General features: G+C 67.2%; 26 protein-coding genes and 1 pseudogene. 12 read left to right on the forward strand and 15 right to left on the reverse strand.

Translation table 11 applies throughout. The annotated features are described in order from the left end of the window. Positions 1–141: 141 nt before the first annotated feature. Positions 142–1,125, reverse strand: a complete 984-nt coding sequence (locus OXU42_08705) for a tripartite tricarboxylate transporter substrate-binding protein (protein ID MDE0029461.1) — start codon at positions 1,123–1,125, stop codon at positions 142–144. A 248-nt stretch (positions 1,126–1,373) separates the two neighbouring features. Between OXU42_08705 and ssb the strand changes: the two are divergent. Both ssb and OXU42_08715 read left to right on the forward strand, forming a co-directional pair. Next, positions 1,374–1,736 (forward strand): annotated as a pseudogene (gene ssb, locus OXU42_08710) (single-stranded DNA-binding protein). 407 nt (positions 1,737–2,143) lie between these two features. Beyond that, on the forward strand, positions 2,144–2,995 hold the full coding sequence (locus tag OXU42_08715) for a LexA family transcriptional regulator (protein MDE0029462.1): 852 nt from the start codon (positions 2,144–2,146) through the stop codon (positions 2,993–2,995). 33 nt (positions 2,996–3,028) lie between these two features. On the opposite strand, the gene OXU42_08720 is transcribed toward OXU42_08715, so the two are convergent. Continuing rightward, a complete protein-coding gene (locus tag OXU42_08720; protein ID MDE0029463.1) occupies positions 3,029–3,901 on the reverse strand; it encodes an EamA family transporter in 873 nt (290 codons plus the stop codon). A 138-nt stretch (positions 3,902–4,039) separates the two neighbouring features. Between OXU42_08720 and OXU42_08725 the strand changes: the two genes are divergently transcribed. Continuing rightward, positions 4,040–4,951 (forward strand): ABC transporter substrate-binding protein, encoded by a 912-nt coding sequence (locus OXU42_08725; protein MDE0029464.1) that lies wholly within the window; start codon positions 4,040–4,042, stop codon positions 4,949–4,951. Positions 4,952–4,991: 40 nt separating this feature from the next. Here OXU42_08725 and OXU42_08730 read toward each other — a convergent pair whose 3' ends face one another. The 3 genes from OXU42_08730 to OXU42_08740 form a co-directional block, all read right to left on the reverse strand. Then, positions 4,992–7,394, reverse strand: coding sequence for a xanthine dehydrogenase family protein molybdopterin-binding subunit (locus OXU42_08730; protein ID MDE0029465.1), 2,403 nt, complete (start codon positions 7,392–7,394; stop codon positions 4,992–4,994). 63 nt (positions 7,395–7,457) lie between these two features. After that, entirely contained in the window at positions 7,458–7,934 is a 477-nt protein-coding gene (locus OXU42_08735; protein ID MDE0029466.1) for a (2Fe-2S)-binding protein, read from the reverse strand. An 11-nt stretch (positions 7,935–7,945) separates the two neighbouring features. Further along, positions 7,946–8,833 (reverse strand): xanthine dehydrogenase family protein subunit M, encoded by an 888-nt coding sequence (locus OXU42_08740; protein ID MDE0029467.1) that lies wholly within the window; start codon positions 8,831–8,833, stop codon positions 7,946–7,948. 149 nt (positions 8,834–8,982) lie between these two features. Between OXU42_08740 and OXU42_08745 the strand changes: the two genes are divergently transcribed. Together OXU42_08745 and OXU42_08750 are read left to right on the forward strand one after the other, a co-directional pair. Then, positions 8,983–9,846 (forward strand): DMT family transporter, encoded by an 864-nt coding sequence (locus OXU42_08745; protein ID MDE0029468.1) that lies wholly within the window; start codon positions 8,983–8,985, stop codon positions 9,844–9,846. Between the two features lie 202 nt (positions 9,847–10,048). Next, entirely contained in the window at positions 10,049–10,240 is a 192-nt protein-coding gene (locus tag OXU42_08750) for a hypothetical protein (GenBank protein ID MDE0029469.1), read from the forward strand. Positions 10,241–10,294: 54 nt separating this feature from the next. On the opposite strand, the gene OXU42_08755 is transcribed toward OXU42_08750, so the two are convergent. Further along, on the reverse strand, positions 10,295–11,263 hold the full coding sequence (locus OXU42_08755) for a D-2-hydroxyacid dehydrogenase (protein MDE0029470.1): 969 nt from the start codon (positions 11,261–11,263) through the stop codon (positions 10,295–10,297). A gap of 2 nt (positions 11,264–11,265) precedes the next feature. Next, the gene (locus OXU42_08760) at positions 11,266–11,778 is read right to left on the reverse strand and encodes a cupin domain-containing protein (GenBank protein ID MDE0029471.1); all 513 of its coding nucleotides are present in this window, start codon (positions 11,776–11,778) and stop codon (positions 11,266–11,268) included. A 61-nt stretch (positions 11,779–11,839) separates the two neighbouring features. Here OXU42_08760 and OXU42_08765 point away from each other — a divergent pair, with 61 nt between their 5' ends. Next, the gene (locus OXU42_08765) at positions 11,840–12,460 is read left to right on the forward strand and encodes a LysE family translocator (protein ID MDE0029472.1); all 621 of its coding nucleotides are present in this window, start codon (positions 11,840–11,842) and stop codon (positions 12,458–12,460) included. 11 nt (positions 12,461–12,471) lie between these two features. Here the strand turns inward: OXU42_08765 and mazG are convergent, their stop codons facing one another. Both mazG and OXU42_08775 read right to left on the reverse strand, forming a co-directional pair. Beyond that, positions 12,472–13,296, reverse strand: a complete 825-nt coding sequence (gene mazG / locus OXU42_08770) for a nucleoside triphosphate pyrophosphohydrolase (GenBank protein MDE0029473.1) — start codon at positions 13,294–13,296, stop codon at positions 12,472–12,474. Positions 13,297–13,315: 19 nt separating this feature from the next. Beyond that, on the reverse strand, positions 13,316–13,705 hold the full coding sequence (locus OXU42_08775) for a VOC family protein (protein ID MDE0029474.1): 390 nt from the start codon (positions 13,703–13,705) through the stop codon (positions 13,316–13,318). 130 nt (positions 13,706–13,835) lie between these two features. Here OXU42_08775 and OXU42_08780 point away from each other — a divergent pair, with 130 nt between their 5' ends. Beyond that, on the forward strand, positions 13,836–15,053 hold the full coding sequence (locus OXU42_08780) for an MFS transporter (protein ID MDE0029475.1): 1,218 nt from the start codon (positions 13,836–13,838) through the stop codon (positions 15,051–15,053). A 27-nt stretch (positions 15,054–15,080) separates the two neighbouring features. Here OXU42_08780 and OXU42_08785 read toward each other — a convergent pair whose 3' ends face one another. After that, positions 15,081–16,046, reverse strand: coding sequence for a peptidyl-alpha-hydroxyglycine alpha-amidating lyase family protein (locus tag OXU42_08785; protein MDE0029476.1), 966 nt, complete (start codon positions 16,044–16,046; stop codon positions 15,081–15,083). Between the two features lie 167 nt (positions 16,047–16,213). Here OXU42_08785 and OXU42_08790 point away from each other — a divergent pair, with 167 nt between their 5' ends. Both OXU42_08790 and OXU42_08795 read left to right on the forward strand, forming a co-directional pair. Beyond that, positions 16,214–17,944, forward strand: coding sequence for an FAD-binding protein (locus tag OXU42_08790; GenBank protein ID MDE0029477.1), 1,731 nt, complete (start codon positions 16,214–16,216; stop codon positions 17,942–17,944). Then, the gene (locus OXU42_08795; GenBank protein MDE0029478.1) at positions 17,931–18,122 is read left to right on the forward strand and encodes a ferredoxin family protein; all 192 of its coding nucleotides are present in this window, start codon (positions 17,931–17,933) and stop codon (positions 18,120–18,122) included. The genes OXU42_08790 and OXU42_08795 overlap by 14 nt, the downstream gene beginning before the upstream one ends. A 10-nt stretch (positions 18,123–18,132) precedes the next feature. On the opposite strand, the gene OXU42_08800 is transcribed toward OXU42_08795, so the two are convergent. Beyond that, positions 18,133–19,737 (reverse strand): AMP-binding protein, encoded by a 1,605-nt coding sequence (locus OXU42_08800; GenBank protein MDE0029479.1) that lies wholly within the window; start codon positions 19,735–19,737, stop codon positions 18,133–18,135. Between the two features lie 178 nt (positions 19,738–19,915). On the opposite strand from OXU42_08800, the gene OXU42_08805 reads away from it, so the two are divergent. Both OXU42_08805 and queG read left to right on the forward strand, forming a co-directional pair. Next, positions 19,916–21,004, forward strand: coding sequence for a hypothetical protein (locus tag OXU42_08805; protein MDE0029480.1), 1,089 nt, complete (start codon positions 19,916–19,918; stop codon positions 21,002–21,004). A gap of 81 nt (positions 21,005–21,085) precedes the next feature. Further along, the gene (gene queG, locus OXU42_08810; protein MDE0029481.1) at positions 21,086–22,171 is read left to right on the forward strand and encodes a tRNA epoxyqueuosine(34) reductase QueG; all 1,086 of its coding nucleotides are present in this window, start codon (positions 21,086–21,088) and stop codon (positions 22,169–22,171) included. On the opposite strand, the gene OXU42_08815 is transcribed toward queG, so the two are convergent. From OXU42_08815 to OXU42_08830, 4 genes are all read right to left on the reverse strand, one after another. Beyond that, the gene (locus tag OXU42_08815; GenBank protein MDE0029482.1) at positions 22,168–22,974 is read right to left on the reverse strand and encodes a symmetrical bis(5'-nucleosyl)-tetraphosphatase; all 807 of its coding nucleotides are present in this window, start codon (positions 22,972–22,974) and stop codon (positions 22,168–22,170) included. The genes queG and OXU42_08815 overlap by 4 nt on opposite strands. Before the next feature lie 70 nt (positions 22,975–23,044). Continuing rightward, the gene (locus OXU42_08820; GenBank protein ID MDE0029483.1) at positions 23,045–23,428 is read right to left on the reverse strand and encodes a DoxX family protein; all 384 of its coding nucleotides are present in this window, start codon (positions 23,426–23,428) and stop codon (positions 23,045–23,047) included. A gap of 91 nt (positions 23,429–23,519) precedes the next feature. Beyond that, on the reverse strand, positions 23,520–24,095 hold the full coding sequence (locus OXU42_08825; protein ID MDE0029484.1) for a DNA-3-methyladenine glycosylase I: 576 nt from the start codon (positions 24,093–24,095) through the stop codon (positions 23,520–23,522). 2 nt (positions 24,096–24,097) lie between these two features. Next, complete coding sequence (locus tag OXU42_08830) at positions 24,098–24,502, reverse strand: VOC family protein (protein ID MDE0029485.1); 405 nt, start codon at positions 24,500–24,502, stop codon at positions 24,098–24,100. 189 nt (positions 24,503–24,691) lie between these two features. Here OXU42_08830 and OXU42_08835 point away from each other — a divergent pair, with 189 nt between their 5' ends. Then, a complete protein-coding gene (locus OXU42_08835) occupies positions 24,692–25,420 on the forward strand; it encodes a glutathione S-transferase N-terminal domain-containing protein (GenBank protein ID MDE0029486.1) in 729 nt (242 codons plus the stop codon). Positions 25,421–25,544 lie beyond the last annotated feature (124 nt).

The following is a 25,544-nucleotide window of genomic DNA, read 5'->3' on the forward strand; positions in this document are numbered from 1 at the left end:
CCCCCCCGCCCCCCCACCCCCCCCCCCCCCCCCCGCGGGGGTGGCCGCCCCCCCCCCCCCGGGTGGGGCCCCCCCGCCCCCCCCCCCCGGGCGGCCGGCCCCCCCCCCCCCCGCGGCGGCTTGGAAACCGGCCCGTTGGCCCTACTTGGCCTTGGCGGCTTTCCGCATTTCCTCGAGGTTCGCCTTGAACAGGTTCTCGTAGTACTTAAGGTCCTCGCTGACCGTCGATGCCGGCCCCTCCACGAGCTGAATGGACGACGAGTTCTTCCAGTCGACGTAGTCCTTGTCCCTCATGGCCTTGAGCAGGAGGTCCTCGAGGATCTTCGCCCGGTCCTCGGGGATTCCCGGCGGGCCGCCGAAGGCGCGCAGGTCGCTGAAGTAGAGGTCATAGCCCATCTCGTAGGAAGTCTGCACCTCGGGGGCATTGACCGCCCGCTTCCTGTCCAGTTGAACCACCGGACGCAGGTCCGTGCCGAGGTAGGAAGTCACCGACGGATGGTCGATGGGCTGAGCCCAGACGTCGAAGTCGCCGCGCAGGAGCGCAGGCAGCGACTCGCCCGTGCCGCGGTAGCCGGCCACCACGTGAAAATCGATGCCGAAGGTTTTGGCGGCCAGGAACGAGCCCAACCACCGTCCCACGCCGATGCCCTCGACCCCCCAGGTAATGCGCTTCGCCTTCTGGAGGTCCGCGATGGACTTGTAGGGTCCCTTGGCGGATACGTGAAGGCCGAAGGGGTCGGCGCCCACCCGAGCCAGCCACGTGTACTTGCTGGTCTCGAAGCCGACGGGCGTCTCGGACAGCATCTCGTCACCGAGCATCCCGGACGCCTGGAAGTGCGCGATGGTGTAGCCGTCGGGCTTGGCGCGGTACATGAACACCGAGGCGCGGCGGCCGGCGGCGCCGGTGACGTTCTTGACGATGATGTTCACGCCCTTGGGAACGAATTTCTTCATGCTCCGCGCGGTGGCGCGGGCGATGGCGTCGTAGCCGCCGCCGGGCGAGAACGGCACGACGATGTTGATGTTGCGGTCAGGGAACTCGGCGCGCGCCTGCGAGAGCGGCAGGCTCGCGGCCAGCCCCAGGGCGAGAGCGCCCAACAGGATTCGGGTCGTCAGATTTCGCATGTTGTTCCTCCGTCGTTACGCTGGAAAGCGTCTTGTACGGCGATGTTTCACCGCAGTGGGCTAAAGTTGTGTCACGGGTTGCCGATGGTTTGGAAAGAAGGCAATAAGCTTGACCTTTTATGGAGGTCCCCCGGCGTTGTCAAGGGTCGGGAGGGATATAAGGATATTTTGCTTCATGTTGACTCGGCGGAGCGTAACCGATAAGGTCCACGCTTCAGTCGCACAAACTTTTCTCGTGAGGTGCGCACATGGCCGTAAACATCGCTATCGTCGCCGGAAACCTTGGCAGGGACCCGGAGGTCCGCTTCACCCAGAACGGCCGCGCGGTCGCCACCCTTTCCGTCGCTACGTCCGAGGTCTGGACCGATCAGGAAGGCAACCGCCAGGAGCGAACCGAGTGGCATCGAGTTGTCGTATTCGGCAAGTCGGCAGAGGCTTGCGGACAGTATCTGGCCAAGGGACGACAGGTGTGCGTCCAGGGCCGCATCCAGACCCGCAAGTGGACCGACCAGAACGGCCAGGACCGCTACACCACCGAAATCGTCGCTCAACGGGTTGATTTCCTTGGCGGCGGAGGCGGCGCGCGCGCTTCCCAGGAATCCCAAGACCAAGGCTTCGGCGAGCCTTCGTCCTCCTTCCAGTCCCCGCCCATCGACGACGACATCCCCTTCTAGCATCCTGTCTCGCGAATCCTGTCCAGCCCCAAGGGACAGGCGTCCCGCGTCACACCACGCACTGTTTTCCACGAAGTCGGCACGGCGCGAAAGCCGCGCCGGGGACGGGTTTCGAACCCGCCGCACAGCGCTTTGATCGCGGAAGGCTACCGGGAAGCGGGTCCCCGTACGACCTTCGTGCGCCCGGAGCGCCGCGGCGGCGGTCCGGCGCCCGCTCGCCGGAACCGAAATTCACAATGGGAAGGAGAATGAAAGCACTATTTGCCGCGTGTCAGAAGAAAGCACACTTGCCCGTGTTTTGGATTATTTCGTTTGCAAGCGTCCTTTCTTTCTGGAAACCCGTAATGCCCACAAGGAAGACCCCTCCGCTTTCGAGCCCCTCCAAGAACAGGATCCGGGATTTCATCGACGACGAGAAATCCCTGGGACGAGCCACCAAGGGGCAGATCGCGGCCGCCATCGGCATTCGACCGAGCCATTTCTCCAACCTCTTGAACGGACGCAACGAATGGAAGCTGAACCAACTGGAGAAGCTCGCGGAGTTTCTGGGAGTGCCCTTGACCCGACTCTTCGCGGACCGGGGCAAAGAGGCGCCGGAGCGCCTTCCGCGGCGAAGCCGCGAGGCCGACCTCGAGGACAGGCTGCGACGTGCGCTGAGGGCCGAGGCCCGGAGGCTACGGGCCGCGTTACGCCGGGACCTGGACATCGTCCTGCGCGAAGGGTCCGCGGGGCGCCCCGAGGCCTTGCCTGACGAATTCGCGACGGACGACATCCCGTACATGACGGAAGCCGCCGACCTTGACCCCACCCCGCCCGTGGAAATACGGGAACTCGACGCCGCCTACGATCCGCCCGCGGCGACGCAAGCCGCCGGATCCCTGTGGTTCGGACGGGACTGGCTGAGCCGGCAAGGACTGGAATCCACCCGGTGCCTCCTCGTCAGGATCAAGGACGACTCCATGGCTACGACCCTCCCGGACGGCTGTTCCGTGCTGGTGAACCGGGAACAGACGCAGCTACGGGAAGGACGGATCTTCGCCCTCAACCACGAAGACAAGCTGTTGGTCCGGCGCGCAGGCAAGGATGCCTCCGGCACGTGGCTACTGGAATGCGATCACCCCGATTGGGAGACCGTGGCATGGCCTGACGACGCGGTGGTCGTCGGCGAAGTCCGCTGGATGGCGCGGACGTTCTGAGGGGGCGCCCCGGCTCGAACACCGGCCGCCGCGCTACCCCAGGCGCACGTTCACCAGGATCGCGCCGCCCACGGTCAGCACCGCCCCAGCCGGCACCCGCCAGGTGATGCGCTCCGCCCGCCGCAGCACCACCAGGGAGATCAACACCACGAACAACGGCGAGGTCTGGATCAGCGGCAGCATCCGGTAGATCTCGCCGAGCTGCAGTGCGCTGGCATACAGAAACTTGCCGAAGCCTTCGATGGCCCCCGCGACGATGAAGTATTTCCAGCCGACGCGCACGTTCTCGCGGATCTCTCGCCGGCGCGTCGCAAGAGTGTAGCCAGTGATCACTACCAACGCCGCCAGGATGGCGACGGCGGCGGCGGCCACCGTGTCGGGAAAGGACTGCACGCCGATGCGCCAACAAAGCGCCGCCCCCGCTCCGGCCACCGCCGCGCCCAGGGGCCAAAGCATGTCCACCCTGCGCCAATGCCCGGTGACGGCCCCGGACGAGATCACCGCGATCCCGGCCACCACCAGCAGTATGCCGGCCAGGTTGTACCAAGCCGGATCCTCGCCGAGGAAGGCCATGGCAAGCAGGGCGGCGAAGATGGCCGAGCTTCCCTTGATGGGTGCGGCGCGCGACACGCCGATCTTCGAGATGCCGATGAAGAAGGTCACGAAGAACACGCCCGGGTTGAGCGCCCCGCCCAGGATCATCCAAAGGTAGTGAACGCCCCAAGGCGGAAAGCGGACGTCGAGCGCCGCGATCACCACGATGAACATCATCACCGAGGAAGCGAGGGCCGTCATGGCCCCCACCACGGCGTTGGCGCGCTCCAGCCCGAAGCGCGCGGTCACGTCGGCGACCGCGTAGGCGAGGGCCGTCCCCAGGGCGAACAACAGTGCCGCGTCGAACTCCATGGCTTCAGGCCATACCTACCAGATAGGCAGTGCGCCGCATATCGGCGACCGCACCCGACTCAGGACACGACCTTGACCCACTCCCGCGTGGGTTGTAATAGACAAGGGCTGGGCGGAAACCTCGAAGGGAGACAGAAAATGGCTGAGCTGGTCAAGATCAACGTGGAGAGCGCGGAGGCCGTCCTCGGGCTCCACTGGTTCGTGGCGCAGGAAGAGGGACTGTTCGAAGAAGAAGGCATGGAAGTGGAGATCTTCCTGCCCGGCGTGCGCGAGACCAAGTTCGCCGACGACGATCCGCGCCGCACCGACCACACCCTGGTGAAGTCCACCAACTACCAGTTCCTGTACGAGCAGAAGAAGGTGGACATCATGCGGGCCTGTTCATGGGGACAGGTGCGGCGCGCCTACGACAGCGAGCGCGGCGCCCCCATCTGGACCAAGCGCCCGGCGGTGGTGTGCCAGGGCATCTACGTCCTGCCCGACTCGCCGGTAAACGCGCCCATGCAGCTCGCCAACAAGAGCGTCGGCGTCCAGTACCATCAGGGGTCGCACTATCACACCTTGTCTCTGCTGGAGGGTTTCGTCGCCCGCGACGAGATGAACGTGGTGCACGCCGGCACCGTTCATGAACGCTTCATGGCACTGGAGAACGGCGAGGTGGACGCGGCCACCCTGATGGAGCCGTGGATCTCGCTGGCCCAGAAACGCGGCTACAAGATGATCACGGAAGGCCACTACCTCGGCGTGGAGAACGGACCCGCCGACATGGACCCCGAGCTCCTCAAGCGCATGCTGCGGGCCATCAAGAAGTCCGTCACCTACATCAACAAGAACCCGAAGAAGTACATCAAGCACATGCTGGCGGAGATCCCCGAGCACTACGCCAACGAGCTCACGGAAGACGACTTCTACCTGCCGCGGCTGCGCTACGTGGACCCGGAGCCCTACACCGAGGAAGAGTTCGAGCGCCAGTACAAGTGGATGCTGACCTGGAACCTGATCCCGGAGGACGCCGACTACACCGAACTGGTGTGCAACGTGACCGTGTAGGCGTACCGGTACAGGCGAGACGACGACAAAGGCCCGCGCTTCACTTCGAGGCGCGGGCCTTTTCGATTTCCGCCCACACCCGCTCGGGCGTGAGCGGCAGGTGGTCGAAGGTGCAGCCCAGAGGCGCCAGCGCGTTCTCCACCGCGTTGCAGATGGCGGCCGGCGCCGGGATGGCGCCGCCCTCCCCCACCCCCTTCATTCCCAGCGGCGTGTAGGGCGACGGCGTCACCAGGTGGTCCATCGCCACGTCGGGAATCTCCACCGCGGTGGGCTTGAGGTAGTCCACGAAGGTGGTGGACTTGAGGTTCCCCTGCTCGTCGTAGTCGAACTCCTCGAACAGCGCCGCGCCGATGCCGTGGGCCGTGGCCCCCTGCACCAATCCTTCCACGATGGACGGGTTGAGCACGGTGCCGCAGTCGTGCACCACGCCGTACTTGAGGATGGTGACGCCGCCGGTTTCCGGGTCCACTTCGACGATGACCCCGTGGGCGGCGTTGCTGGCGAAGAGCTGGTTCCTCACCCGGCGGTTCTCGTCGGGCACGTTGGCGATGTCGGGCTTGTAGTAGAACCGGCCCTCCAGGCCGGGCTCCATGTCGGGCGGCAGCGACAGCAGGTCCCGATAGGCCACGAAGGCCAGCTCGGCCAGGGTCTTGCGGTGCTCGTGACGGTCTCGGGCGCGCACGCAGCCTTCCGCCAGCTCCAGGTTCTCCACCGGCTCCTCCAGCAGGTGCGCCGCCAATTCCAACAGCTTGTCGCGCACCTTGCGCGCGGCGCCCAGGATGGCGCCGACGTCGGTGCCGGCGAACTTGTTGGAGTAATTGCCGGTGGCGTAGAGCCAGGGCGTCACCGAGGAATCGAAGAACGGCGACACCCGGACGCCGTCCATGGGCACGCCCAATTCGTCGGCGACGATCTGCGCCGCCGCGGTCTCATGCCCCTGCCCGCTGCCCACGTCCCCCAGCAGCACCAGGATGCTGCCGTCGTGCTCCACCCGCACCATGGCCGCCTCGGCGGCGCCGGAGGCGCTGCGCCGCCCCGACGAGAGAATGTAGGCGGAGGCGTTGGATGTGCTGGGCTCCAGGCCGATGGCGATGCCGATGCCCAGGTACCGGCCCTGGTCACGTGCCTCGCGTTGCTCCTGGAGGAACGCCTCGTAGTCGATGAGCGGCAGCAGCTTGTCAAGGGTGCCGTTGAAGTCGCCGCTGTCGATGAGCGCGCCACTGGGGCCGGTGTAGGGCATGGCGTCGGGCAGCACCAGGTTCTTCCGGCGAAGCTCGATGGGGTCCATGTCGAGCTGCCGCGCCAGGTAGTCCATCATCCGCTCCATGGCCAGGCACATGAACGGCTTGCCGATTCCCCGGTTGGCGCCCGACGGGCACTTGTTGGTCATCACCGAGTTGACCTCGTAGCGCACGACAGGGATGCGGTAGCAGTTGGTCAGGTTGCCGAGCTTGAGGATGGAATGCACCGTGGGGTTGAGGACGTTGGCGCCCTCGTCGGCGATGTCGCGCACCCTCATGCCGAGGATGCGGCCTTTCTCGTCCAGCGCCGCTTCCAGGTCCATCACCCCGTTGCACGCGTGGATCAGCGCCATGAGGTTCTCGCGCCGGTCCTCCAGGTAGTGCACGGGCCTTCCGCCGCTCAGCTTGGACAGGAGCGCCGCGATGATCAGGTAATGGGCCTTGCGCTTGTTGCCGAAGCCGCCGCCCACGTCCGGCGTGACGAAACGGATCTGTGCGTGGGTCAGACCCAGGCTGTGGGCCACGATGGGCATGGCCTGGCCCGGGCGCTGGTCGTTGGACCAGACGGTGAGCTGCTCCCGGTTGCCGTCGTAGACCGCGGTGCAGCCGAAGGTCTCGAGGGCGGTGGACGAGTAGCGCTGGATGTAGAAGCGCTTCTTGAAGACATGGGCCGCGCGGGCAAAGGCCGCGTCGGTGTCGCCGTAGTCGAAGCGGTCCTGCCACATGACGTTGGTGCCCATGGACTCGAACAGCAGCGGCGCGTCCGGCTCCATGGCGGCCTCGGGGTCCACCGCCGCGGGCAGGGGCTCGTACTCCACCCGGATCCTCTCCAGCGCGTCCTCGGCCAGGTAACGGCTCTCGGCCAGGATGGCGGCCACGGGCTCGCCCACGTGGGTGACCTTGCCGAAAGCCAGGCAATAGGCGTCGAGGGCCACCGGGATGGGGATGAGAGAGCGCAGCGGCTTGGTCATGCGCCCCACGTCCTCGCCGGTGAGGCCGCACACCACCCCGGGCATGGCCAGCGCCTCGTTCATGTCCACGTTCACGATGCGCGCGTGCGCGTGCACGCTCCGCAGCAGCGCGACGTGAAGCGTGTCCGGGAACTTCATGTCGTCGACGTAGGTGCCCCGGCCGGTGGAGAACCGCAGGTCCTCGCGTAGCCGGACCGGGCGCCCCTTCCATTGGGTGGATGAAGGTTCCATGTAGAGACAGTCAGCCTTTCAGCCTATCCCGCGACGTGGCGCCCCGCCTGATCGGTGCGCCGCTCAACCGGACCGGACGCTCGGCGCGGCCGCGCGCACCGCCCGGACGATGTTGGCGTATCCGGTGCACATGCACAGGTTGCCGGATAGCGCCTCGCGCACCTGGGCCTCCGTTGGTTCGGGACAGTGCTTCAGCAGGTCCACGGCCGCCAGCAGCATGCCCGGCGTGCAGAAGCCGCACTGGAGCGCATGGTGCTCCACGAAGGCCTGCTGTAGCGGATTCAACGCATCCTCGTTGCCGAGCCCCTCCACCGTGACGATCTCGTGGCCGTCCGCCTGCACGGCAAAGAGGATGCACGAGCGCACTACCTCCCCGTCCATCAGCACCGAGCACGCGCCGCACACACCGTGCTCGCAGCCCACGTGAACGCCGGTGAAGCCCGCGTCCTCGCGCAGGAAGTCAGCCAGGGTCTTGCGCACGTCCACCTCGGCCGCGCAGCGCCGCCCGTTGACCGTCACGGAGACGGTGCGTCTGTCCATCCGTTCGTCCGTCAATTCCCGCTCCATCGCTCCAGCGCCTGGGCCACCGCGCGCTTGACCAGCACCGCGGCGAGCCGCTGCTGGTAGGCCGTAGCGTCCGCGTGGGTGGGGAGCGCCGCCACCGCGGCCTCGGCGGCCCGTCCCGCCTCTTCCACCAAGTCGTGTTGTGCCGCGCTGTCCGTCCGGTCCACCGCGGAACCCGCCACCAGCCGCTCCACCGGCTCCAGCCGCGACGGCGTCCACGCCGGGCCGGCCGCCACCACCCGCGCGCCGCTGCAGACCCCGTCCCCCTCCAACACCACCGCTGCCTCGGCCAAGGCAAAATCACCGTGTCGACGACTGAACTCCAAGAAGCTCGCCGGCCGAGCCGCCGGCGCCAGCGGAATCCTTACCTCCACCAGGATCTCGCCCGGCGCCAGCGCGGTCTCGTAGGGACCCAGGAAAAAATCGCCGGCGGCGATCACCCGCTCGCCCTCCGGCCCCACCGCCACCAACTCCGCGTCCAGCGCCGTCATCACACAGGGCAGCTCCGCCACCGGATCCGCGTGGGCCAGGCTGCCGCCGATGGTGCCGCGGTTGCGAATGGCCGGATGCCCCACCTGAGTCATCGCCTCCACGAGCAGCGGGCAACGCTCCGCCAGCACCGTCGAAAACTCCGCCTCGCGCTGGCGGGTCATGGCGCCGATGCACAGCCGCGCGCCCTCGTCGCGGATATAGGAAAGGCCCTCCACCTGGTTGAGGTCCACCAAGACCTCGGGATAGGCCAGCCGCAGGTTGAGCAACGGAACCAGGCTCTGACCGCCGGCCAGCACCCGAGCGTCCCCCGGTGATTCCCTCAGAAGGTCCAGCGCTTCAGCCAGGGACCTGGGCGTGTGGTAACGGAACGGGGGTGGTTTCATGATGGGACGGTTACGGGAAATCGCTAACGGTGACGAGGTCTAGTGGCCTGGCAACAGCGGGGTACCGTAGCCGTCCCCGTGACGACCGTCAAGCATTCGCTCGAACCCCGTTTGCCTACGCTGCCCGCTTCCGCTACAGGGGAACCTGGATGCGCCCTGAAATCGTTCCGATTCTCTCCGCCATGGGCTGGGCCGTGGACTCGATCCTGGTGCGCAAGGGCGCGCGCACGTCGAGCGTCCTGAGCGCGGCCTTTCTCAGCTACGTGGTGACCGCGGTCCTGTTGTGGTCGTACGTGGCGATCAACTTCCCCTTGTCCATCGTGCGCTCCCGCGCGGCCTATTTCTTCATGGCCAGCGGCACGCTTCAGCCCCTGCTGGCGCGCATCTTCCTCTACATCGGCATCGATCGCCTGGGGGTCGCCCGGGCCATGCCGCTGCGCGGCACCGGACCGCTCTTCTCCATCGCCATCGCGGTGGTCTTCCTCCAGGAACGCCCGGTGATTCCGGTCTACATGGGAGGACTGCTGGTCGTGGCCGGAGGGTGGCTGGTGCTCTACCGGAAGAGTACCGCCACGGCCGACTGGCGGTTCGTGGACGCGCTCTTCCCGCTCGCCGCCGCGCTCCTGGCCGGCATCTCCCAGAACTTCCGCCGGGCGGGTCTGCTCATCCTGCCGAACCCCTTCGTGGCCGGCGCGGTGACCACGGGCACCTCGCTCACCATCTTCGTGGCCTACCTGTGGATCAAGCGGCAGTTCTCCGTCGTGATCCCGAGCCGGGAGAGCCTCCCCTACTTCGGGCCCACGGCCTTCGTCTCCGCCGTCTCGCAACTGCTGGTCTTCACCTCGCTCAACCTCGGCGAGGTCTCGGTCATGATCCCGCTGCTCAATACCACGCCCCTCTTCTCGCTCCTCTTCAGCCTGATCTTCCTGAGGGACCTCGAGAAGATCACGTTGCCCATCGTCCTTGGCGCGCTGTCGCTGCTGGGCGGCGTGGTCTTCATCACCGGCCGGTAACACACGCAAGACACGGGTTGGGCATACGAGCGACCTCGCGAAGTCGGCGTTGACATGCAGGGCATTGAGCGTTAATTAAATAACGATCAGAAAAATTAGACGGCAACGGCTTAAGGAACGGAACGAGAGTACCGATCATATAGGACGGAGGGACGGAACGCACGAATCGACCGTCCAGGGGTCATAACACCAAGGATCCAATATGAGCGGTGAAATCCTCACGATAATCGGCGTCGGAATGGCCCTCGGTCTGTTCATCTGGCGGGTTGCCGCACGACTCGATGGAAGAATCGACCGGCTGGACCTGAGAATCGACGGCCTGCAAAAGGAACTGCACGACCTCGCACGGGAGTTTTCCGAACTGCGCGGGGAGATCAGAGGCGTCCAAACCTGACGCCGCCCAATCCGGCGCCGTTATTCAAGGCGGCGAACCCATCCATATACCCGGTCAGTCCACGCGGTTGCGGCGTTCGCCGCGCCGGAAGGCCTGGATGTTGTCGAACACCTCATCCATGAGCCGTTGGCGCGTCTCTCGTGCCGCCCAGGCGCAGTGGGGAGTGATCAGGAGGTTGTCCAGCCGAGCCGCCGCCTCCATCATCGGGTGGCCCTCGTCGGGCGGTTCCTGCGAGATCACGTCCAGGGCCGCGCCCGCGATCGTGCCCGTTTCCAGGGCCTCGATCAGGGCCGCCTCCTCCACCAAGCTGCCGCGGGCGGTATTGACCAGATAGGCCGTGGGCTTCATGAGCGACAGGGTGTGCGAGTTGATGAACCCCTGGGTCAGGGGCGTCAGCGGGCAGTGCAGGCTCACGAAGTCAGCGCGCCGCAGCACCTCCTCCACGGGCAGCCGGTCCGGCGGCGGCCGGTCCTCTCCCACGCGGCCGGCCACGATCACCTCGAGCCCGAAGACCCGCGCCATCTCCGCCACCTTGCGGCCGATGTGGCCGTAGCCGACGATACCCAGCACCCGCCCCTGGAGCTCGAAGCTCGGGTAGTCGTGGCGCGTGAAGATGGTGCTCTCCTGCCAGTGGCCCATGCGCGTTCCCTGGGCGTAGCGCGCGGCCTGGGTGGCCAGCTCCAGGATCAGCGCCATGGTGTATTGGGCCACCGCGGTGGTGGCATAGCCCGGCACGTTGCACACCGCGATGCCGCGCTCGCGCGCGCACGCGATGTCGACGTTGTCGGTGCCGGTGGCGCCCACGGCGATGAGCGCGAGCCGTGCGGCCGAGGGATGCTCCAGCCGCGGCCGGTCGAGCACGAACTTGTTGATGACCACGCACTGGCGGTCCGCCAGACGCTCGGGCAGCTCGTCCGCTTCCGTCAACTCGTGCACGGCGCAGTCCGCGGCCTCCTCGAACCGCGTCAGGGAGATCACGCCGAAGGTGGCGGCGTCCAGGAACGCCATGCGGAACGCGCTCACGGCTATCCCTTCGCCTCGGGTCCGGTTTCGTCCTGGAAATACGGAACCTCGGTGCCCTTCTTGTAAATGCCGCGGAACGGCTTCTGGGCCGACGCCCCCGGACCGGCGTAGACCCCGACCTTTCCCGAGTCGGGGTAGTGGACGATGTCGGGGTACTGCATGGTGCTCACGCACAGGTAGCGCAGGTCCCCCTCCGAGGTGTTCACGAGCTGATGGCTCATCTCCACCCCGCCCGGACAGGCGATGAACGTCCCGGCGCGCACCGTCACCGTCTCGTCCCCGAAGCGCAGGCTCCCCTCACCCTCCAGGATGTAGATCAGCTCCTCGTTGAGGGTGTGGACGTGAAGCGGGAACGCGGTCTTGCCCGGCGGCACGGTGAAGAGCCCGTAACCGAGCTTCTGCGCTCCCGCGGCCAGACCGACGCGCTGACGTGTCCCGCCGAACGAAGTGCCTTCCGGAGACGGCAACGGCTCCTCGGCGACATCGGAAACATGCACGATATGCTCGTGGCTCATCGGTGTTCCTCCCTCTTCATGTCCGTTTTCGTTAAAGCGGCCGCGTTGCTACGCTCCCGCCATGAGCCTCCTGTTCGCGTACGCGATGGGGTTCTCCGTCGCCTCCATGCCGGGCCCCATCCTGGCGCTTATCACCACCGAGACGCTCCGCAGAGGCGCGTGGCCGGGCGCCCAGACGGCCCTGGCGCCCATGTGCGTGGATGCTTGCGTCATGCTGCCGCTGGTGTTGGCGCTCCATTCCGCCATTCCGTCCGGGGCCGGCGCCGTGGCCGTGGGCGTCGCCGGCGGCGCGTTTCTTCTCTGGCTCGGGCTCCAGTCCCTCCGGGCGGGGTCGGCGCCCACGGCCGCGGAGCGCCATCGCGGCTCGCGGCAGCTTTCCCCTTTCCTCAAGAGCGTTCTCACCCAACTCATGAACCCCTATGCCTACATCTTCTGGGGAACGGTGGGTTTCGGCTTCGTGCGCGCGGGCTTCGCAAGCCAAGGCATCCAGGGGGCGCTGTCGTTTCCCGTAGGCTTCTGGCTCGGGGCGGGCACCATGAACTTCCTGGTCGTGTACCTGGTCAGCCGCGGGAGGCGCTACCTGCCCCCCCGGCTGGAGCCCTACGTGCACATTTTCTCCGGAGTCCTGTTGATCGGGGCGGGTGCCTTTCTCGTGTGGGCCGTGGCCCGGGATCACCTATAAGGGACGAACCGCTACGTACCCTTCCCGGCTTCTCCGGCGGCCTTGGCCTCCTCCCACAACGCATCCATCTCCTCGAAGGACGCCTGCTCCACGGTCTTGCCCCGTTCCGCCAGCGCGCGCTCGATATGGGCGAAGCGCTTGTGGAAGCGCTGGATCGTGCCCTCCAGCGCCTCCTCCGCCTGGACCTTCAGAAAGCGGCTCAGGTTGACCACGGCGAAGAGCAGGTCCCCCAACTCCGCCTCCACGCGTTCCGCCTTCCCGGTCCCGGCCGCTTCCTTCAACTCCTCCAGCTCTTCCGCGACCTTGCCCCACACCGGCTCCACGTCGGGCCAGTCGAACCCCACGCCGGCGGCCTTGTCGCCGATGCGCTGGGCGCGCGCCAGGGCCGGCATGGCCCGGGGCACCGAGGTGAAGAGGGAATGGCCCTGGGCGGCGGCGGACGGTTTCTCCCGCGCCTTGATCCTCTCCCAGTTCCGCAGCACCGCCCCGGCGTCGCTCGCGTGCTCGTCGCCGAAGACGTGAGGGTGTCGCCGCACCAGCTTGTCGCGCAGGCCGGCCATCACCTCCTCGATGGCGAAACGGCCGTCCTCGCGCGCCATCTGGGCGTGGAACAGCACCTGCAGCAGAACGTCCCCCAGCTCGTCCCGGATGGCAGCGGCGTCGTCCTGGTCGATGGCTTCGAGCAACTCGTAGGTCTCCTCGACGGCGTAACGCTTGAGCGACGCGTGGGTCTGCTCCCGGTCCCACGGGCAACCGCCCTCGCCGCGCAAACGCGCCATCACTCCGACGAGCTCCTCGAACAGCCCGCCCGTGGTCTGCCGCTTGTCCTCGCCCACCGAAAGCCGCCCGGTCCTTCTACTTGTCGCGGGGCGCGCCGACCCAACCCGTGTCCGACACGTCGATCTCCTGCTCCTCCGGCCCGGTGACCTTGACCTCGAAGTAGGACTGGGGATGGGATGGATCCGTCGGGTTGATCCGCGCGAGGTCCGTGAGCTGCCCTCCGCCAAGCGCGGTGACCCGCTCCACCGCCTTCTCCAGGTTGTCCACCTGGAACCCGAAGTGTTCCACCCCCGCCGGGGACGTGGGCGTCCTGAGGTTCAGGATCGCCATGTTGATGTGGCCGTCGGAAAGGTAGATGCCGCTCCGGCCCTTCCCTACCTCCTCGAGGTCGAACGCTTCCTTGTAGAAGGCCGCGGTCTTGGCCACGTCCCCGGTCCTGATCGCAATGTGCTTGAGTCGCGCCATTCGAATCCTCCTGCTTTAGCCCGGAATCGGTCACAATCTACAGGAAATCCACGCGAGTTGCATTCCACGTGCCCTTGCGGCCCGGCGGGCGCTCACAAACCGTTCCGTGAACCGCTAGACTTGAAGCTCCATGAGCTTCGGGCGCCACGGCATTTCCATTTCGGTTTTCTGGTTCACCTTCTTCGGGGCGCTGGGCATCTTCTTTCCCTACTACAGCCTCTACCTCAAGGAGAACGCCGGCCTGACCGGCATCCAGCTCGGCATGGTGCTCTCGGTGACACCCCTCGTGGGCATCGTGGCGCAACCCTTCTGGGGCCAGGTGGCGGACCGCACCGGCGCCCGCGGCCAGCTCGCGGCGTTCCTTTCCATGATGGCGGCCGCGGGGTTCATGCTGCTGGGACTGGCCCACGGGTTCGTCCTCATTCTCCTGGCCGCCGTCTTCCTGGCGTTCTTTTCGACGCCGGTGATCCCGCTGTCGGTGTCCGTGGCGCTGGCCGCGTTCCGCCACTCCGGGCCGCACGCCTACGGCTTCGCGCGCGCGTGGGGGACGGTGGGCTTCCTGGCCTCGGTGCTGATCTTCCCGCTGGCACTGGAGCACGTACAGGAATGGCGCGGGCTCGTCACCCTTCCCGGAGGCCCTTCCGAGCCCGGCCTCGGGGTGATGTTCCTGGGGACCGCGAGCGTGGTGCTCCTGGCCGCGGCCATCGGCCTCGCCCTTCCGCGGCAGGGCCTGGCGTCACAACGGGCCGGCCGCGGGGAGTGGCGCATTCTGCTGCGCCGCGGCCCCATGCGCCGCATGCTTGTCTTCGCCTTCAGCGCATACCTCTTCGTCACCGGCCCCATGGGGCTCCTGCCGGTCTACGTCCGCGCCCAGGGCGGCACCCTGGAGACGGTGCAGAACATGTGGATCCTGATGCTCATCGTGGAGATCCCGCTCATCCTGTGCACCGGCATGGGCCTCAAGCGCATCGGCGCGCGCGGGCTTCTGGGCGCGGGAGTGCTGGCCGGCGGCATCCGCTGGACGGTGTGCGGACTCACCGCCAACCCCTACTGGATCTACCCCGTGCAGATGCTCCACGGCGTGATGGTGACGGGACTGATGATGGGCGGGCCGCTGTACGTCGACCGGGTCGCCCCGGGGCGGCTGCGTTCCACCGCCCAGGGCCTGGTGGCCATGGTGGGACTCGGGCTCGGCGGCATCGCCTCCAACACCGCCTCCGGCTGGATCCTCGACCACTTCGGCGCCAACGCGCCCTACCTCATCGGCGGCGCCGGCGCGCTGGTGGTGGGGCTGGCGATCCACTGGATCCTGCCGCCTGTGACGCACGAAGACGCCGCGCGGGAATGACGTTTCGTAGGGCGTAACGTTGACAGGTCAATTCAGCTTCACCAGCTTCTGCAGGCTGCGCATCTCGCGCGGCGGGTCGAGCCGCCGGCCCATGATGGTCCAGGAGACCTCGGCCACGTAGAGGTTCCGGTTGGAGTCCAGGCAGATCCCGTGGGGTGCGATGAACTGACCCGGCCCCTCGCCCATGACCGGATCGCCGAAGCGTCCCAGCTCGATGCCGTCGGCGTCGCGGATGACGATGCGGTGGCCGATGTTGGGATAGGCGCCGTTCTGCGACGTGCCCGGTCCCAACTCGCCGATGTAGCAGACGGGCTTGGCGCCGTTGCCGATGTTCTCCATGTAGAGCGCGCACGGGCGGTGCAGGTTGTCGCACCACTGAGCCTCGAAACGACCGCTGCCGTCGAACACCTGGATGCGGTGGTTCTCCCGGTCCGCCACGTAGACCCAGCCGTCGGCGTCGGTGCAGATGTTGTGCACGAGGTTGAACTGGCCCGGATCGGTGCCGGGCTCGCCCCAGGAGAACAAGAGCTTCCCGTCCGGGGAGTACTTGTGCACCCGCGAGTTGCCGTAGCCGTCCGAGACGTAGATGTCGCCCCCGGGCGAAAACGCCACGTGGGTGCAGCGGTTGAAGGGATCGCCCTTCTGGAACTCCCCCGCCTTGCCCGGAATCCCCAAGGTCATCAGCACCTTGCCGTCCAGCGTGCACTTGCGCACCGTGTGGTCGCCGTCGTCGGTAAGGAAGACCGTCTCGCCGTCCTGCCCCATGGTGACGCCGTGCGCGCGGGTGAACACCCCCTCGCCCCAGGTGCGCAGGAAACGCCCGTCCTTGTCGAGCACGATCATCGGGTGCTCACCCCGGGTGAAGCAGTAGACGTTGTCGTGCCCATCCACACCCACAGCCGCCACCTCCTTGAAGGTCATGCCGTCGGGCAGTTGCGCCCAGCCATCCTGCGCCTCGTAGCGAAAGTCACCGCTTCCCATGATCGTGCTCATGCCTGTTCCTTCCTGCCTTCAGTCGTCGCCAACACGAAATCTCGTCAGAGCGTAGGTGCTTTGGACACGAACAGCAAGGTCCCCTGAAAACTCCCGCTAGCAACGACTACCGCACGCCTTGGGATCCCGGCTTGAACAATAACCCTGCCCTGTCTAAGATCGCCCGCATGGCTGTTCGGCTGGAAACGGACGTGCTGGTGATCGGGGGCGGCATTGCCGGGGCCTTTGCGGCCTACCGCGCGCGGGAGGCGGGGGCGCGGGTGCTGCTGGTGGACCGTTCGTACTTCGGGCGCAGCGGCTGCAGCGCGCTGGCCTCCGGCGTCTACCCGGCCTACATGCCGGGCGACGACAAGGACGCGTGGATGCGGGCCTTCGGCGGACCGCTGGTGAACCAGCCGCTGGTGGCCAAGTCGCTTCCGGTCATGCACGAGCACGTGCTGCTCATGGACCGGTGGGGTGTGAACTGGGTCAAGGAGGGGCGCAGGATCGTGCGCATGGGAGCGCCCGGGCGCTCCTTCGCCAACGGCGTGTGGATGGCCGAGGGCGGGCCGCAGATGATGATGGCGGTGCGCTCCGGCGTCGTCGGCCGCGGCGTGGAGGTGCTCAACCGGGTGGCCCTGACCGAGCTTCTGACCTCGGACGGCCGGTTGCCCACGGCGGGGCGCGTGGTGGGCGCCGCCGGCTTCCATACCCGCACCGGTGAGATCCACGCGATCACGGCCAAGGCCACGGTGGTGTGCACCGGCCCCTACAAGTTCCCGTATCCCTGGCCCGGAAGCACGCTGGGCTATATGCCCATCGACCTCTCGGGCGACGGCATCGCCATGATGATGCGCGCCGGCGCGGAGCTTTCGCGCCTGGAGCTGGGCGGCATCAACCTGAATCCCGACAACGCGCTGTCCGCTCCAGGGTTGGAGTCGCTGATGCCGTCAGGGGCCAAGTGGGTGGACCAGGACGGCCGCCGCTTCCTGGAGGATTACGACCCCAAGCGGATGGAGATGACCCAGCGGGCGCTCCTCTACTTTGCCATCGCCCACCAGAAGGAGCTGGGCCGGGTGCCCTCCATGGACCTGCGGGAGGTGTCCCCGGAGCGGATGCAGCTCATCCGGCGGGTGATCCCCATCGTGGTGAACAACCAGGAAGCCATGGTGGGCGACCTCACCGAGACGCCGGTGCCGTATACCTACCAGGTGGCCGGAACCAGCGGCATCTTCGGCGCCGGCGCGCGGGTCACCGAACGGGGCGAGACCACCGTGCCGGGGCTCTACGCCGCCGGCACCTGCACCGACATGACCTATCTGCCGGGCGGCAACCTGCCCTTCTGCTCCGTCACCGGCGACTGGACCGGCCGGGCCGTCGGAGCGGCCGTGGACTCGGTGGAGCCGCCGCAACCGCCGGCGGAGCAGGTGGAACGGATTGCGGCACAAATCCTTGAACCGCTCCAGCGCCGGGACGGCGTCGCGTTCGAGCCGGTCCACCGCCGGCTCGGCGAGTTGCTGATGGAGAAGGTCGGCCTGGTGCTCCACGCCGACCGCCTCGACGCGGCCTTGAGCGAGATCCGAGACATCCGGGAGCACGAGGTGCCCCGGTTCACGGCGGAAAACCCCCACGAGCTGGCCAAGGTATGGGGCCTGACCCAGTACATGCAGGTGCTGGAGGCGACGCTGCGCGCCTACCGCTACCGCACCGAGAGCCGGGTGGCCTTCATCCGCGAGGACTACCCGGTCATCGACAACGTGAACTGGGTGAAGATGGTGGTGGTGAAGCAGGAGAACGGCGCGCTGCGGCTCTGGGACGAGCCCGTGCCCGAGTCCTGGCACGACCCCCACCCGGTGCGGCCGACGCAGAACCTGCATCTCGTGTTCCGCAACCAGGAGGCGCCTCATGCCGCGCGTTGAAGTGAACGAACAGGCGTGCACGGGCTGCGGCGTGTGCGTTGAGACCTGCCCCACCGACGTCCTGCGCCTCGACCCGCGGGAAAAGGCCTTCGCGGCCTACTCCGCGGACTGCCAGGGCTGTTTCGTGTGCCAGTGGGACTGCGCCTACGGGGCCATCCGCGTCGTGGTGAACGGATAGCGGCTCCCCATTAGGAGAGTCTCACTCGTTCCCTCAGCGTCCGCTTGTCCACCTTGTCGCCCGACGCGACCTTTGGGAACTCTTCCATCAGTTCCAGCCTGTCGGGGCGCTTGAAGGGGGCCAGCCCTTCGTCCAGCAGGAACCCGGTCACTTCGTCCAGGGTCAATGAGGCACCGCCCTCCGCAATGACGCATGCCGCGATGCGTTCTCCCATCTCCCGGTCGTCGTAGCCCACGACTGCCACCTCGCGCACCTTGGGATGACGGGCCAGCAGGTTCTCGATGTCGGCCGGGAAGATGTTCTGTCCGCCGCGGATGATGAGGTCCTGGTCCCGACCCATGAGGTAGATGTTGCCGGCGTCGTCCATGCGGCCCCACTCCTCCAGGTCCAGGAAACCGTCGGGGCGCCGGCGCGCGTTGAGGTCGGGGTTGTCGAGGAAGCGCGCGTCCGAGGGCAGCCCCCGGACCCACAGGCGGCCGGTCTCGCCTCTCGGAACCTCGTGGCCGTCCGCGTCCATGATGCGCATTTCGTTGCCTTCGAGAGGCCGGCCCACGGAGCCGATGCGGACGTCGGGAGGATCGTCCCATGAGGTGGCGCACAGGCCGCCGCAGTCCACGCTGCCGTAGCCTTGCATGATGCGGCAGCCAAGCCGCGCCTCGGCCGCGTGCCCGAGTCCGTGGGGCAGCGAGGAGCCGTGGCTGACGATGATGCGCAGGGAGCTGAAGTCGTGGTTGTCCAGGTCGGGCAGGGACAGCAGCCGGGAGATCATCGTGGGAACCATGGGCAGGACGTTCACCCGCTCCCGCGCCACCGTCTCGCAGGTAGCGCGGGGGTCGAAGTGGTCCCGCAGCACCACCCGCGCGCCGGACTCGCAGACCCCGTTGTACACCAGCCCGTCCGCCACCCCCGATATGATCGCCGTGACCGCGCACAGGGTGTCGTCCGCGCCGACCCGGAACCGCTGGAGGTGGAGCCAGGCGGTCAAAAGGCGCGTGTAGAGCGGCACCGCCGCGCACTTGGGCGTGCCGGTGGAGCCGCTGGTGGTGGCGAGCTGGCACACGTCCTCGACCCCGTAGCGCGTGCCGGCGAGGCGCCGCCTGCCCTCGTCCGTCACCGGTCGGGAAAGAACCGCCTCCAGCGGCAGGCATCCGTCGGGCACCTCGTCCCACGCTGCCAGCACATGGCGCAGCTCCGGCACTCGCACCTGGTCGAGAAGCCCGGCATGGTTGAAGCCCCGGTAGGTGGCGGGGATGATGGCGACCTCGGGGCGGGTGAAGCCCATGATGGATTCCATCTCCGCGCGCCGCAGGCTGGGTGCCACCGTCACGAGCCGGAGCCCGGCCTTCTCGCACGCCAGCCGCGCCAGTAGGAGTTCCGCCGAGTTGGGCATCTGGATAAGAACACGGCCGTCGCGCTCCAGGCCGAGGTCGAGCAGGGCCAGCGCCAGGGCGTCGGAAAGCTCCGCCACCTGGCCCCAGGTGAGACGCCGGCGCGCGTCCACCAGCGCCTCCCTGGAGTTGACGCGGCGCGCGTTGTCGTCGCAGAAGTCGGCCGCGGTCTTGAGCGGCATGTAGCGCGAGACCGCCTCCCGCAGAGCCGTATGCTGGTCCGACATGGGCTGCCCTCCGGCCACGGACACGCCTGGGGACGGTATCCCGACGGCGGTCCGACAAGCCTTTCTACTTTACGCCTTGGCTCTACATCAAACCGGCGACGCATCCGATCGCGTGCGCCATTGTTTCATAGTAGATTCGGTCCAACGTGAACCGCTGAGCAACGGAGGAACGCATCGCATGGTGATGATCATCAACGAGGAAGAGGCCAGGGAACTGATCTCCATGGGCGAGTGCATCGACCTGATGGAGGACGTGTTCCGGGAGTTGGGGCGAGGGAACGGGGTCAACCCGCCGCGGTTGCGCTACTCCTGCCCGACGCCCGACCCCAAGGCCAACTACTTCGCCAACATCCACGCCGGCGCGCTGCCCAAGTACGGGGTCGCGGCGCTGCGTTTGAACTCCCGGCTCACGGAGGAAAAGGACGACGAGACCCGCCGGGTGGAGTTCAAGCATCCCACCGGGCGCTACTGGGGGCAATTCCTCATCTACAGCCTGGAGACCGCCGAGCTTCTGGGCATCATCGTGGACGGCACCATCTCGCCCTTGCGCGTGGGCGCCACCAGCGGCGCCGCCGTCCGGCTGCTGGCGCGCCCGGACTCGCACGTGGCCGGGCTCTTCGGCACGGGCCATCAGGCGGAGTTGCACGCCCTTGCGCTGGCGGCCGCCCTGCCCCTCCGGCGCTTGAAGGTGTACAGCCCTTCACGCGTCCACCGGGAGGAATTCTGCGCCCGCTTCGGCGACGAACTGGGCATCCCCGTGGTCGCCGCCACCGAGCCGGGCGAGGTGGTAAAGGGCTCCGACGTGATCTGTTGCGCCACCAACTCGTCGGGTCCGGTGTTCGACGGCGAGGACCTGGAACCCGGTCAGACGGTGGTGTCCATCGTCAACAGCGACGTGGTGTTCGAACGCCACGAAGTGGACCGGCGGACCATCACGCGCAGCGATCTCATCGTGATCAACGGGCGCGAAAGCGTTCGCGCCAACCGGCAAAAGGAACTCCTGGATCCCATCGAGGCCGGCGAGACCTCCTGGGACAAGGTAGTGGAACTGGGCGAGTTGGTGAACGGGACCGCGCCCGGCCGGCGCGACCCGGCGGACATCATCTACTACAAGAACAACTCGGGCTTGGCGATCCAGTTCGCGGCCGTGGGCAAGATGCTGCTGGACAAGGCCCGGGCCAACGGCGTGGGCCGGGAGCTTCCGGGCGAGTGGTTCTCCGTCGACCTCGAGCCGTGGTTCGCCAGGGGGTACTCGCCGGCCTCGTGACCGGGTGCCCTGCGTCACAAATTGCCGGGTGCGAAAAGGAGACCCGCCGGCGATGACGCGTATTTGCCGGAAAGGCCGCTAATGTCCCAGGCGATCACCGAGGCCGCTCTCTCCCGGCTGGCGGGGCGGATCAAGGAATGGGGGCGCGAACTGGGTTTCCAGCAGGTGGGCATCGCCGGCGTGGACCTGAGCGCCGACGAGGCGCTCCTGCGGCGCTGGCTGGCCGAGGGACGTCACGGCGAAATGGCCTACATGGCGCGGCACGGAACGCGGCGCTCGCGCCCGGCCGAGCTGGTGCCGGGGACCGTGCGGGTCATTGCCGCGCGCATGGACTACCTGCCGGAGACCGGCGCGGATCCTTGGGGGGTGCTCGGCGACGGACGCCTGGGCTACGTTTCCCGCTACGCCTTGGGACGGGACTATCACCGCTTGCTGCGCAAGCGCCTGCAGGCCCTGGCGGACAGGGTCGCCGGAGAAGCGGGACCTTTCGGCTACCGGGTCTTCACCGACAGCGCGCCGGTCCTGGAGAAACCCCTGGCGCGAAACGCCGGCCTGGGCTGGATCGGCAAGCACACCAACCTCATCCACACCGGCGCCGGATCGTGGTTCTTCCTGGGCGAGATCTACACGGATCTGGCGCTGCCGGTGGACCGGCCCGCCGAGGACCGCTGCGGCACTTGCCGCGCCTGCATCGATGCCTGCCCCACCGGCGCCATCACCGGACCGTACCGGCTGGACGCGCGCCTGTGCATCTCCTACCTCACCATCGAGCTGCGCGGGCCGATTCCACCGGAGCTGCGCCCTCTCGTGGGGAACCGTGTCTACGGTTGCGACGACTGCCAGCTCGTGTGCCCGTGGAACCGGTACGCGCGCTTCACGGGCGAGACCGGCTTCCAGCCCCGGCACGGGCTCGACGCTCCGGAGCTGGTCGAGTTGTTCCGCTGGAGCAAGGACGACTTCCTGCACCGGACCGAAGGGAGCGCGATTCGCCGCATCGGCTACGAGTGCTGGCTGCGCAACGTGGCCGTGGCGTTGGGCAATGCGCCTCACGACCGCCGCATCGTCGAGGCGTTGCAAGAGCGGCGCGAGGATCCGTCGCCGCTGGTGCGGGAACACGTGGCGTGGGCGCTGGAGCAACAAGACCGGAAAACGGGCGCCAGGAATTAGCCGGACACTACACCAGACACCTGGAAGATTTCTCCGTCGTCGAGACGCAACGCCGTGAGCTGTCCGCCCCACACGCAACCGCTGTCCAGGCACACCGCGCCGTTCTCGCGATGCAGTCCCAGGGCCGCCCAGTGCCCGTACAGGACCGTCTCGTCCGCGGCGGCGCGGGGCCAGACGAACCACGGGCTGTACCCGGCGGGCGCGTCGGCGGGCGGCCCGGAGAACGCCAGCGCCATGTGACCGTCCGCGGTGCAGCAGCGGAGGCGCGTGAACACGCTGACGATACAGTTCCAGCGGTCGGGCCCGGCCAGGTCACCGGACCATGCGCTCGGTCCCTGTCCCGCCTGGTGGCGCAGGAAGCTCCGGTAGCCGTCACAACGCAGCCGTGTTTCGACCTCTCGCGCCAGCTCCACGGCGGTGCCGATGTCCCACGGGGGCAGCAGGCCCGCGTGGGTGAGCACGTAACCGTCCTCGCGGTGGATCAACGGGAGGCCGCGCAGCCAAGCCACCAGTTCGTCGCGGTCTTTCGCGCGCAAGACGTCGTCCAGGGTGTCCTGGCGCTTGGCCGGAGAGATTCCCTCCGCGCGGCACATGAGGTGGAAGTCATGGTTGCCCAGAACCACCACCGCCCCCGCGCCGAGGCTCTTCACGAACCGCAGGACCGCCAGGGAGTCCGGACCGCGGTTCACGAGGTCGCCCGCGAACCACAAGCGGTCGGCCGCGGGGTCGAACGCGATGACGTCCAACAACCGCCGGAGCGGCTCGTAGCAGCCTTGAACGTCTCCGATGGCGTAGATGGCCATGCAGTCCTTTCGCAACGGGACCCCGCACGGCCGCCGCGAAACGGCGCGCCGGCGACGCAAGATCCTTCCGCTACCCGCGGGAGAGGCCGAAGCCGAAGGCGCCGGCGCCCCGGCTGGCGATGTAGAGGAACACGAAGCAGAACAGCACCGCCAACTCGCCGCCGTTCTCGATGGGCCAGAAGCTGCGACCGGCATGGGCCATGAAATAGGCCGCGGCCATCTGTCCGCTGCAGATCAGGGCCGCGAGGCGCGCGAAGAGACCAAGCGCCACCAGCAGCCCGCCCGCCAACTCGATGATGCCGGCGGCCCCCATGAGGGAGGCCAGTTCCGCGGTCGCGCCCAAACCATCCATGCCGCCGAAATAGCCGAACAGTTTCTGCGCGCCGTGCTGGGCGAACGCGAGGCCGACGACGATGCGCATGAGCGCGTAAGCGTAACGCGACAAGCCGTCCATGATCGAACTCCCTTTCCGGTGTCCTGCCGGCCGGTCCGCGAACGAACGACAGGATACCAGTACCCTGTAGATTCGGACCGCCGGCGTTGCCTCAGCGGCCCAGGCGAGAGATGGCGCGGTGCCGGAAGCACTGCACCAGGTGATCGTTCACCATCCCCACCGCCTGCATGAATGCGTAGCAGATGGTCGGCCCGACGAACCGGAACCCGCGCGCCATGAGGTCGCGGCTCATGGTTTCCGATTCCCGTGTACGCGCGGGAACTTCCTCGTGCGAGCGCCAACGATTGACCCGCGGCCGGCCGCCGGCGAACCGCCACACGTAGCGGTCGAAGGTGCCGTGCTCCTCCCTGACCCGGAGAAACGCACGGGCGTTGGTCACGGCGGCGGCGATCTTGAGCCGGTTGCGCACCAGACCCGGGTCCTTCAGCAGTTCGCCTTGCTTTCCCTCATCATAGCGGGATACCGCCTCGGGATCGAAACCGGCGAAGGCCCGGCGGTAGGCGTCACGTTTCCTGAGAATGGTTTCCCAACTCAGTCCCGCCTGCGCCCCCTCCAGAACGAGGAACTCGAAGAGCGTCCGGTCATCATGGCACGGCACGCCCCATTCCGCATCGTGATACGCGGTGGAAAGCTCCGTTCTGGCCCAACCGCAGCGTACAGGCCCCAACCCTATTCGTGCCCCGGCAGATAGGTGATCAGGGTCAGCGCGGCGCCCTGGGGGTCCTGGATGACACAGAACCTGCCCACGTCCGGTATGTCCTGGAGCGGGACGATGATCCTCCCTCCGAGATCCTGCACCTTGACCGAGGCCGCGTCGACGTCGTCCACCGTCACGTAGGCCCCCCAGGCCGGCGGCATCCCCTGGGCCTGCGCCGGAACGGCCATGATGCCGCCGATCTCGGTCCCGTCCACCTTCACCAGGTTGTAATGGACGGGCTCCTCACCGTCGTCGCACTCGTGAGTCACCGATTCCATCGTCCACCCGAAAAGCTCCGCGTAAAATTTCTTGGCCCCCTCCACGTCCGTGGTGAGCAGCTCGCACCAACTGAAGGTCCCATGCTTCGACGCACTCATCGATGATCCTTTCATTTGCTCGAAGTGCCGGAGTATCCGCGGCCGTACCGCAATGATCGGTATGCCAGTGGCGCCGTGAGTTGGCAACAATCCCGGATCGGGTGATGGAATGGACGGTCCGGCCGGTTCGTAGTACGGTGGTGCCCTGTCCAGGCCATTGTCCCAATCCACGCTCTACGGAGGTGCCCCATGCTCAAGCTCTACCATTGGTGGAGTTCCACGTGCTCGCGTCGCGTACGCATCGCCCTGGCGGCGAAACAACTTTCCTGGGGGGGCGTCTACGTCAACCTGTCGAAGTTCGAGAACCTGGAGCCTTGGTACGTCGAGCTGAACCCCAACGGCGTGGTGCCGACGCTGGTGCACGACGGCCGCATCATCATCGAATCCAATTTCATCCTCGAGTACCTCGACGACGTATGGCCCGAGGTGCCCATGCGTCCGGACGATCCTTACGAGCGCGCGCGCATGCGCATCTGGATGGATCGCTTCGAGCATGAACTGCACCGCAACGTCAACATCATCTCCTTCATCAAGCAGGGCCGCATCAAGCGCTACGAGCACCTGTCCGAGGAAGAGCGCGAGGCCGCGGTCATGCAGCAGCCCACCGAGCCGAAGCGCGCACTCTTGAGAGATCGCCTGAGGAACGGCGTTTCCGAGGAGCAGATGGCGTACGCGGAGGCGCGCCTGGCCGAGATTCTCGACGAAGTGGAGGAGACGCTTCAGGACCGTCCCTGGCTCACGGGCGAACGCATGTCGCTGGCGGACTGCTCCATTGCGCCGTTCATCGAACGCTTCGAGTCGAACAAGCTGGAACGGCTGACGGACTGGAGCGCGCGCCCCGCATTGGGCGCGTGGTGGGCGCGGATGCAGGCCACGGAGGCCTATCAGACCGCCCATTCCTTCAAGGCCCCCGCGTAAGCCAGTGTGGTGTCTGGTAAATTCGCAGCATAATATGCGGAGGATTTTTCGTCGTCGGCAAGGCGCGACGACGAGCAGTGGCGGGTACCACGCGAGGAAGAGCAACGCAGCCGACGGCGAAAAA

The organism is Deltaproteobacteria bacterium (assembly GCA_028818775.1).
Lineage (GTDB): Bacteria > Desulfobacterota > Binatia > UBA9968 > JAJDTQ01 > JAJDTQ01.

What these genes read in the sequence shown, in the direction of transcription:
- OXU42_08740 (MDE0029467.1), bottom strand. Translation starts at nt 8,833, where the DNA reads ATGAAACCACCCCCGTTCCGTTACCACACGCCCAGGTCCCTGGCTGAA.
- OXU42_08760 (MDE0029471.1), bottom strand. Translation starts at nt 11,778, where the DNA reads ATGAGCCACGAGCATATCGTGCATGTTTCCGATGTCGCCGAGGAGCCG.
- OXU42_08715 (MDE0029462.1), top strand. Translation starts at nt 2,144, where the DNA reads ATGCCCACAAGGAAGACCCCTCCGCTTTCGAGCCCCTCCAAGAACAGG.
- OXU42_08805 (MDE0029480.1), top strand. Translation starts at nt 19,916, where the DNA reads ATGGTGATGATCATCAACGAGGAAGAGGCCAGGGAACTGATCTCCATG.
- OXU42_08835 (MDE0029486.1), top strand. Translation starts at nt 24,692, where the DNA reads ATGCTCAAGCTCTACCATTGGTGGAGTTCCACGTGCTCGCGTCGCGTA.
- OXU42_08765 (MDE0029472.1), top strand. Translation starts at nt 11,840, where the DNA reads ATGAGCCTCCTGTTCGCGTACGCGATGGGGTTCTCCGTCGCCTCCATG.
- OXU42_08745 (MDE0029468.1), top strand. Translation starts at nt 8,983, where the DNA reads ATGCGCCCTGAAATCGTTCCGATTCTCTCCGCCATGGGCTGGGCCGTG.
- queG (MDE0029481.1), top strand. Translation starts at nt 21,086, where the DNA reads ATGTCCCAGGCGATCACCGAGGCCGCTCTCTCCCGGCTGGCGGGGCGG.
- OXU42_08720 (MDE0029463.1), bottom strand. Translation starts at nt 3,901, where the DNA reads ATGGAGTTCGACGCGGCACTGTTGTTCGCCCTGGGGACGGCCCTCGCC.
- OXU42_08775 (MDE0029474.1), bottom strand. Translation starts at nt 13,705, where the DNA reads ATGGCGCGACTCAAGCACATTGCGATCAGGACCGGGGACGTGGCCAAG.
- OXU42_08785 (MDE0029476.1), bottom strand. Translation starts at nt 16,046, where the DNA reads ATGAGCACGATCATGGGAAGCGGTGACTTTCGCTACGAGGCGCAGGAT.
- OXU42_08830 (MDE0029485.1), bottom strand. Translation starts at nt 24,502, where the DNA reads ATGAGTGCGTCGAAGCATGGGACCTTCAGTTGGTGCGAGCTGCTCACC.
- OXU42_08750 (MDE0029469.1), top strand. Translation starts at nt 10,049, where the DNA reads ATGAGCGGTGAAATCCTCACGATAATCGGCGTCGGAATGGCCCTCGGT.
- OXU42_08795 (MDE0029478.1), top strand. Translation starts at nt 17,931, where the DNA reads ATGCCGCGCGTTGAAGTGAACGAACAGGCGTGCACGGGCTGCGGCGTG.
- OXU42_08800 (MDE0029479.1), bottom strand. Translation starts at nt 19,737, where the DNA reads ATGTCGGACCAGCATACGGCTCTGCGGGAGGCGGTCTCGCGCTACATG.
- OXU42_08730 (MDE0029465.1), bottom strand. Translation starts at nt 7,394, where the DNA reads ATGGAACCTTCATCCACCCAATGGAAGGGGCGCCCGGTCCGGCTACGC.
- OXU42_08705 (MDE0029461.1), bottom strand. Translation starts at nt 1,125, where the DNA reads ATGCGAAATCTGACGACCCGAATCCTGTTGGGCGCTCTCGCCCTGGGG.
- OXU42_08815 (MDE0029482.1), bottom strand. Translation starts at nt 22,974, where the DNA reads ATGGCCATCTACGCCATCGGAGACGTTCAAGGCTGCTACGAGCCGCTC.
- OXU42_08735 (MDE0029466.1), bottom strand. Translation starts at nt 7,934, where the DNA reads ATGGACAGACGCACCGTCTCCGTGACGGTCAACGGGCGGCGCTGCGCG.
- OXU42_08780 (MDE0029475.1), top strand. Translation starts at nt 13,836, where the DNA reads ATGAGCTTCGGGCGCCACGGCATTTCCATTTCGGTTTTCTGGTTCACC.
- OXU42_08790 (MDE0029477.1), top strand. Translation starts at nt 16,214, where the DNA reads ATGGCTGTTCGGCTGGAAACGGACGTGCTGGTGATCGGGGGCGGCATT.
- OXU42_08820 (MDE0029483.1), bottom strand. Translation starts at nt 23,428, where the DNA reads ATGGACGGCTTGTCGCGTTACGCTTACGCGCTCATGCGCATCGTCGTC.
- OXU42_08725 (MDE0029464.1), top strand. Translation starts at nt 4,040, where the DNA reads ATGGCTGAGCTGGTCAAGATCAACGTGGAGAGCGCGGAGGCCGTCCTC.